A 6,974-nucleotide genomic window follows, 5' to 3' on the forward strand; every position below is an offset into this window, starting at 1 on the left:
TTTAAGGTTATCGATGCAATCAAGGTATAATCCCTAAATTTCCATGATTACCGCCGCTGCGACGATGTACGACTCGGTCGGGGCAAATCCGGACACGGCGGGCATGAACCAAATCAGTCACATCGGATACGCACGAGCCGGATGGTTCGGGCATCGCAAGCTGGCGCCGCGCGCGTGCGTCGCAGACAGCAAAAAGCACCTTCGTACCTTCCTGGCCGATGCACTCGAGGACCTCGGCTTCGTCACCAGCGAATGCGGACAGGCCAGCGAACTCGACGCCGTGCTGGACGCGGAACGGCCTGACCTGCTGGTGCTCGGCGTGTCCGTCGACGGAATTGAAGTCAGTAAAATTCTCGAGACTTTGGTGAGAAAGGAGTTTGGCGGCAAGGTGCTCGTCATCGGCCAGCCGGACTCGATCATAGTAAAAGCCGTCCGGCAAATTGGCGACGAATACGGTATCGCGATGCTGCCGGCGTTGGCGACGCCGTTCAGCGCCGGAACCCTTCGCGACTGCCTCGCGTCGCTGCTGCCGCTCGAACCAGCGCCGAGTCCCGCGGTGGACGTTGCCGAAGCGTTGAAGGCCGGCTGGCTCGAACTTTGGTATCAGCAGAAGATCCATCTGCGCACGCTGGTTCCGAGCGGCGCGGAAGCGCTGGTGCGGATGCGCCATCCCGCATGGGGCGTTGTTCCTCCGGCCTACTTCATCCCCGACGCCGGCGATCCGCATTTCGAGGCACTGTCCGAATTCGTGATCGGCCGGACGATCGAGGACTGGCACTATCTCCTGGAGCAGAAGGGGCCGGTCGATCTCTCGATCAACCTGCCAGTCTCGTTTCTCGCCGATATCAGCGTGGTACGCGACCTCTGCCGACGGATGCCGGAGCATCCCGCGTTCTCCGGCCTCCTGATCGAACTCGACAGCGCCGAGGTGATCGACAATCTGGATCTCGTCATCGACGTCGCAAGACGGGTGCGTCTCTACAATATCGCGATCTCGGTCGACAATGTCGGCGCGAACTGGCCGTCGCTGATGGGGCTCGAGAATTTTCCCTTCGTCGAGCTGAAGGTCGACCATCAATTCGTCACCGGTTGCGCCGATCACCGGCTGAAGCAGACCGTGTGCCGCCGGATCGTCGAGCTCGCCCATGACAACGGCGCGCGCGTCGTGGCCCAGGGCGTCGAGACGCGCGCGGATTTTCTCGCCGCGCACGACATGGATTTCGACCTGGTTCAGGGCTACCTGTTCGGCAAGCCGATGGGCGTCAAGAAATTCGCAAGGTCACGCCTGCAGCTTGCGGCAGAGAAGGAGCCATCGCGCTGAGGCGCGACACGCGTCAGGTCCCGGCATCACGGTCAATCGCCCGCAGCGCCTCGCCGCGGGCGATCAGCCGTTTGGCGTTCGAATAGGTCGGGACTTCCAGCAGCGAACCGTCGAGCTCGACCCGTCCAAGGCCCTGCGCCCGCGCCGCCTCGAACGCCGCAACGATCCGCTTGGCCTGGCGGAGCTCCTCCTCGCTCGGGGTGAGGACGCCATTGACGATCGCCGCATGCGCGGGATCGACCAGGCTCTTTGCGGCATAACCCAGCCGCCGGGCCCAGACCGTGTCGCGCTCGACGCCTGCGGCATCGCTCCAGGTGTAGGGACAATCGACCGCGACGATGTTGGCGGCGCGGCACTCGACGATGAAGCGTTGCCGCGCGTAGGCGAGTTCGAGGCCATCGGTGCCGCGTTCAGCACCAAGATCGGCGGCGAGATCCTCGGACGCCAGCAGGCAACCGATCGTGCGCCGGCTCGCCGCGGCGATCGCCGGCATCTGGACCAGTCCGCGCGCGAATTCGATATTTGGCAGCAACGGCGTCGATCCCTCGGCGATGCCGTAGTTCCGCTCGAAGCGCGTCACCGCCGTGTCGAGGTCGGCCACGTGATGCGGCTCGGCGACCTTCGGCAGCGCGACGATATCCGGGCGGCCGCGCATGACGGCCGCAAGGTCATCCATGCCGTCCTGCGCCAGCGGATTGACGCGGACCGCAACGACGACGCCCTGGGCCCGCCAACCGGCATAGAGATCGACGGCAAGCGCCCGCGCCTTCGGGCGCAGCGATGGTGGCGTAAAATCCTCGAGCTCGTGGATCAGGACATCTGCGCCGCTTGCGGCCGCGCGTTGCAGCACGGCCTCGTTGGCACCCTCGAGGAACAGCCAGGAGCGACAGAGGTGAGCCGGGCGCTTGCTGCGCATCACGCCGCCCGCACCGCGTCACTGGAACGTCATGTCGATGCATTTCGAGATGTCGGAGCCGAGCCCGGACGAGATGATGATGCAGCCACGGATCTTCTGGTTGTTGTTGTCGCTCGCCCAGATCGCATAGCCACCGGGACCGAAGAACGAGTTGGTGTTCGGCGGCTCGGTCTCGGTCGCATCGAAGGAGTAGTTACCGTCGGTGTCGAAGATACGCGGCTTCTTGGCGCAGCCGCCATCGGCCTGCACGTTGATGACTTCCTTGTTGTCCCGCGTCAGCGCCAGCGAAACCTGGCAGCGGAAGTATTCCGAGGTCTTGGCGTTGAACAGATAGGCGTATGACTTGCAGGTCGCGGTGTTGAGCTTGCCGGCCGACAGGCCGCGGCTGCAGGAAATCCGCTGGTTGTTGGAGAGCTTGAATTCGTCCGCCTGCGCGAGCGAAGCCAGCGTCATGAGCGACAGCGCGGCACCGAATCCGATCTTCATGACGAGACTCATGCGAATCATCCCCCGGGGTGTTTTGCCAATCAAGTTCTTGTAGACGGAAATGGGAACATAGTCGCGGAGCTACAAGCGGGAAATGACAAAGTCGCCGACAGGCGCAAGCGGCGATACTCCTTTGTCGTATTGACGACGCGCTCGCGTTCGTGATTTGTTCAAATTGCTGGGACCGACGCCATTTTCGGCTGGGAGGATGGAGCATGCGGCATTTTTCAACCAAGACCTTTTTGATGGCGGCAGGCTTCGCCGCGCTGACGACGTCGGCATTCGCGCAAGGGGCGACGCCGTGGGAGCTCAAGGCGGACATGGGCTATGCCTATGACAAGGAGGGCAAGACCTTCTCCTACAAGATGGGCACCAACAACGCCGGTACGTTGCTGAAGGGGGCCAAGAAGGTGCCGAAGGGCACGCTGTTCTTCATCGGCCAGAACGGCCAGCTCTACATGCGCACCGGCCCCTATCTCGAGGGCGACGGCAAATTCATGTTCGGATCGAACTGAGAGACTGCAGCGCCGCGTGCTTCACCCTCCCCTGGAGGGTGAAGGTCAGAACGCCCCTGCAAGCTCCTTCGCCCCGGGCTTGTTGCTGTTGAAATCCATGCGCTCGTTGGTCACAGCCAGGAGCTTCGCCACCGTGTTGTTGCGGATCGCGACCGGGTTGCGCTCATAGCCGGAGCGCTGGAAGAAATTCGAGGTCGGCACCTGCTCGCGCATCGCCTGCGGCATGGTCACCATGTCGAGCCCGGTGCCGTCGCCGGTCAGGTTCATCATCTCGAGCTCGGCCGCGGTCAACGGACGGTTGTAGCCCTTGGCGCGGGCGAAGATCACCGAGGTCAGGAGCTTGTGGGTCTGCAGCATCGGGCCGACGTCGATGTCGAGCACCATGGCGTGGACCGCCCAGCCCTGCGGCGTGTCGGCGAGCCGCTCATGCGCCGACCAGTCGTCCGGCACCGTGCGCGTGAACGCGACCATCTTCTTCAGCACCGCAAGCTTGCGATCCATCGCTTGGCGCGCCGGCCCGGACAGCGAAGCGGCGCGCTCAGTGAGCGCCTTGACGATCTCGTGGCCCTGCTCGGCCAGCAACTCGACGCTGTTGGTCGTGAGCAGTTGGTTGTAGCCGACCGCGGTCGAGATCGCCCGCGTGCCGGGGCCGCGATAGCCCGACTGCATGTCGTGATTGCCGTTGCCGCCGGTCTCGAACGAATAGACCCGCACCGCCTGCTCCGGCGTCAGGCCGGCTGTGCGCGCGTAGCGGGCGTAGGCGCGCTTGAACTCCGTTTCGGTGGCGGGACGCTGCGGCGTGAACCCGAATTGCTCGGCCGCAGCGTGGACGAAGTCCGTCACCAGCGGGATCGTCTTGGGCGGCCGGCGCGGCTTCTCTTCTTCCTCTTCCGGCGCCGGATTGACCGGCCGCTTCGGTCCGTCATAGACCGGCGGCTGCGCCAGCACGTAATCATCGAGCGTGATCTGCACGCGCTCGCGCCGCTTGGCGTTGCGGCCGCGCCGCTTCTCGGAGATCGCGCTCCAATAGGCGCCGGCCTCTTCGTCGAAAGCGGCGCGCGCCTCCTGATATTCCTTCAGCTTGCGGCGGTATTCGGCGATCGCCTGGGGCGACACCGCCTGCGCCATCGCGTTGGCGGTCGACGGCGACAGCGTCCCGGCTTCGATGGCCAAAGCCTGCGGCGCGCCCGCGGTCAGCGCGAGCACGACAAATCCAAGGAAACATCCAAGACAGGAGCGAATCAATTGCGGGCGCATCTCCCCGTTGTAGCAAGCAGGGCTGCGAAGTCAGCCCGGAATTGCGCGGTCAATGCGCGCCGCGATGCCGCGGAGAGGCTCTGCGAATTCGACATTTTTGCCGGCACGTTCGTGGTTCCGCCCTACTTCCACGCGAACACCGGCTGCTCCAGATCGGCGACGCGGGTGTCGCGCCCGGCCAGCACCTCGCGAAACTGATAGATCAGCGCGGCCGTCGGCGCATGGATCTGCTGGCCCGCGAGGCGGAAACGGATCACGCGCCGCGAGCTCTCCGGAATCCAACCGAAGGTGAAGGCGTCGCTGGCCTCGATCGTATCGAGGACGATGCGATGGACCGACGCGACCTCGTCCGGGTTTGGGGTGATCCCGGCATTGTCGCCGGCCCAGACCACGACCGGCGTGATCAGGTAACCCGACCGCGTCGGGTAGTCGTCGAGCATGCCGAGCACGTCGCCCTCGTGAAGCCTCAGCCCGAGTTCCTCGTGCAACTCGCGCAGCGCCGCCTGGCCCGGCGTCTCGCCGGCATCGCAGCGGCCGCCCGGCAGCGCCCATTGCGCGCTGTGCGAGCGCAGGCGCGCGCTGCGGCGGGTCAGCAGGAACGCGGTGTCGTTGCCATCATCGCCTTGCGTCAGCGCGATCACGACCGCGGCGCGCTTCAGCGTCGGCGCGACGTCCGCCGGCACCAGGCGTGTGAAGGCGGCGCAGAGCTCTGCGATATTCCGCCGGGTGGCATCGTCAAATGAGCGGGCCATTGATCTTGACTACAACACTCCAGCGCCTGATGAAATGACCGCCAAGACATGCCGATCTGCGAACAATGGACCCCAGCACATGACGACGAAGGCCGCGGACAGACTGAAATCCGACGGCTGGAAGATCGTCGACACGTCCGGCTTCCTGCATCTGGTCGGCCCGCTGTGGCAGCGGATGGTCGATAACCTCCCTGAGTACGCGCTGATCACAGAGGACAAGCACCACAACCGCCGCGGACTGGTGCAAGGTGGCGTCATCATGACGTTCGCCGACCGCTCCTGCGGCATGACCGCGCGCTTCGTCTCCGGCAAGCCGACGCTTGCGACCGTGCAGCTCGACACCCATTTCGTCGAGGCCGGCAAGATCGGCGAGATCCTGATCACCCGCCCGCGCGTGGTACGCTCGACACGAAGTCTGATCTTCATCACCACCGAGGTGACGGTCGACAAGCGGTGCATCGCGATGGCCAACGGGGTGTTCAAGATTCTGAAGAGCGACAGCTAGGGAGCCTCCCCGATGCAATACCGCCAGCTCGGCCGCAGCGGCCTGAAAATCTCTCCGATCTGCTTGGGCACCATGATGTTCGGCGGGCCGACCGATGAAGCGACCTCGGCGCGGATCATCGCCAAGGCGCGCGAAGCGGGCATCAACTTCATCGACAGCGCCGACGCCTATAATGGCGGCAAGTCCGAGGAGGTTGTGGGCCGCGCGATCGCCAACAACCGCTCGAACTGGATCCTCGCCACCAAGCTTGCCAACCAAATCGCCGATGATCCCAATCACGGCGGGCTGTCGCGGCGCTGGGTGCTGCAGGCTTCCGACGAGAGCCTGAAGCGGCTCGGCACCGACTACATCGACATCTACTACCTGCACAAGGAAGACCATGCGACGCCGCTCGACGAGACGGTACGCGCGATCGGCGACCTGATCCGCGCCGGCAAGGTGCGCTATTTCGGCGTCTCCAACTACCGCGCCTGGCGTGTCGCCGAGATCTGCAACATCTGCGACCGGCTCGGCATCGACCGGCCGATCGCAAGCCAGCCCTATTACAACGCGATGAACCGCATGCCCGAGGTCGAGCATTTCCCGGCCTGCGGCTTCTACGGGCTCGGCATCGTGCCCTATAGCCCCTTGGCGCGCGGCGTGCTGACCGGCAAATACGCGCCCGACACAGCGCCGCCTGCGGACACCCGCGCCGGCCGTAACGACAAGCGGATGATGCAGACCGAGTGGCGGCCGGAATCGCTTCTGCTCGCGCAGGAGGTCAGGCGCCACGCCGAGAGCAGAGGCATCACCGCCGGGCAGTTCGCGGTGTCGTGGGTCCTGAACTCGTCGTTCGTGAGCGCTGTCATCGCCGGCCCGCGCACCGAGGCGCAATGGGACGACTACATCCGCGCGCTCGATTATCGCTTCACCGCCGAAGACGAGGCGCTGATCGACCGCCTCGTCGCGAGCGGTCATCCCTCGACTCCGGGGTTCAACGACCCGGCCTATCCGATCGAGGGCCGACGCGCCCGCACCGACCAGCCGCAGTAACCGCACCGGCGTCACCGTCATCTCGGAATTGCCGAAGCCTTGCTTCGCAGCTTCCGAATTGCGTGGAACGCGGGCAGGCGGCACCATCAGCGCCTGACAATGCCGGCACTGCCATGAACTCGTCCCACACGCTAAAGCATGATGAAGTTAGGTTCGTCCATATCCTGAGTTTGCGAAGTAGCTTGCGCAT

8 protein-coding genes are annotated in these 6,974 nt (G+C 64.6%); 4 read left to right on the forward strand and 4 right to left on the reverse strand.

All coding sequences use genetic code 11. The annotated features are described in order from the left end of the window. Positions 1 to 103 precede the first annotated feature (103 nt). Positions 104 to 1,321: an EAL domain-containing response regulator gene (locus ACFFWD_RS32280; RefSeq protein WP_376972299.1), complete on the forward strand. Its 1,218-nt coding sequence runs from the start codon at positions 104 to 106 to the stop codon at positions 1,319 to 1,321. Between the two features lie 13 nt (positions 1,322 to 1,334). Here ACFFWD_RS32280 and ACFFWD_RS32285 read toward each other — a convergent pair whose 3' ends face one another. Both ACFFWD_RS32285 and ACFFWD_RS32290 read right to left on the reverse strand, forming a co-directional pair. Continuing rightward, a complete protein-coding gene (locus ACFFWD_RS32285) occupies positions 1,335 to 2,237 on the reverse strand; it encodes an HpcH/HpaI aldolase/citrate lyase family protein (RefSeq protein ID WP_376972301.1) in 903 nt (300 codons plus the stop codon). 18 nt (positions 2,238 to 2,255) lie between these two features. Further along, complete coding sequence (locus ACFFWD_RS32290; RefSeq protein WP_376972303.1) at positions 2,256 to 2,735, reverse strand: hypothetical protein; 480 nt, start codon at positions 2,733 to 2,735, stop codon at positions 2,256 to 2,258. Between the two features lie 203 nt (positions 2,736 to 2,938). On the opposite strand from ACFFWD_RS32290, the gene ACFFWD_RS32295 reads away from it, so the two are divergent. After that, the gene (locus ACFFWD_RS32295) at positions 2,939 to 3,238 is read left to right on the forward strand and encodes a hypothetical protein (RefSeq protein WP_376972305.1); all 300 of its coding nucleotides are present in this window, start codon (positions 2,939 to 2,941) and stop codon (positions 3,236 to 3,238) included. A 45-nt stretch (positions 3,239 to 3,283) separates the two neighbouring features. On the opposite strand, the gene ACFFWD_RS32300 is transcribed toward ACFFWD_RS32295, so the two are convergent. Together ACFFWD_RS32300 and ACFFWD_RS32305 are read right to left on the reverse strand one after the other, a co-directional pair. Further along, the gene (locus ACFFWD_RS32300) at positions 3,284 to 4,495 is read right to left on the reverse strand and encodes a hypothetical protein (RefSeq protein ID WP_376972307.1); all 1,212 of its coding nucleotides are present in this window, start codon (positions 4,493 to 4,495) and stop codon (positions 3,284 to 3,286) included. 122 nt (positions 4,496 to 4,617) lie between these two features. Further along, a complete protein-coding gene (locus tag ACFFWD_RS32305) occupies positions 4,618 to 5,247 on the reverse strand; it encodes an NUDIX hydrolase (protein ID WP_376972309.1) in 630 nt (209 codons plus the stop codon). Between the two features lie 79 nt (positions 5,248 to 5,326). Here ACFFWD_RS32305 and ACFFWD_RS32310 point away from each other — a divergent pair, with 79 nt between their 5' ends. Both ACFFWD_RS32310 and ACFFWD_RS32315 read left to right on the forward strand, forming a co-directional pair. Next, on the forward strand, positions 5,327 to 5,752 hold the full coding sequence (locus tag ACFFWD_RS32310; protein ID WP_376972311.1) for a PaaI family thioesterase: 426 nt from the start codon (positions 5,327 to 5,329) through the stop codon (positions 5,750 to 5,752). Positions 5,753 to 5,764: 12 nt separating this feature from the next. After that, on the forward strand, positions 5,765 to 6,784 hold the full coding sequence (locus ACFFWD_RS32315; protein ID WP_376972313.1) for an aldo/keto reductase: 1,020 nt from the start codon (positions 5,765 to 5,767) through the stop codon (positions 6,782 to 6,784). Positions 6,785 to 6,974 lie beyond the last annotated feature (190 nt).

Source organism: Bradyrhizobium erythrophlei (assembly GCF_042430365.1).
GTDB lineage: Bacteria > Pseudomonadota > Alphaproteobacteria > Rhizobiales > Xanthobacteraceae > Bradyrhizobium > Bradyrhizobium erythrophlei.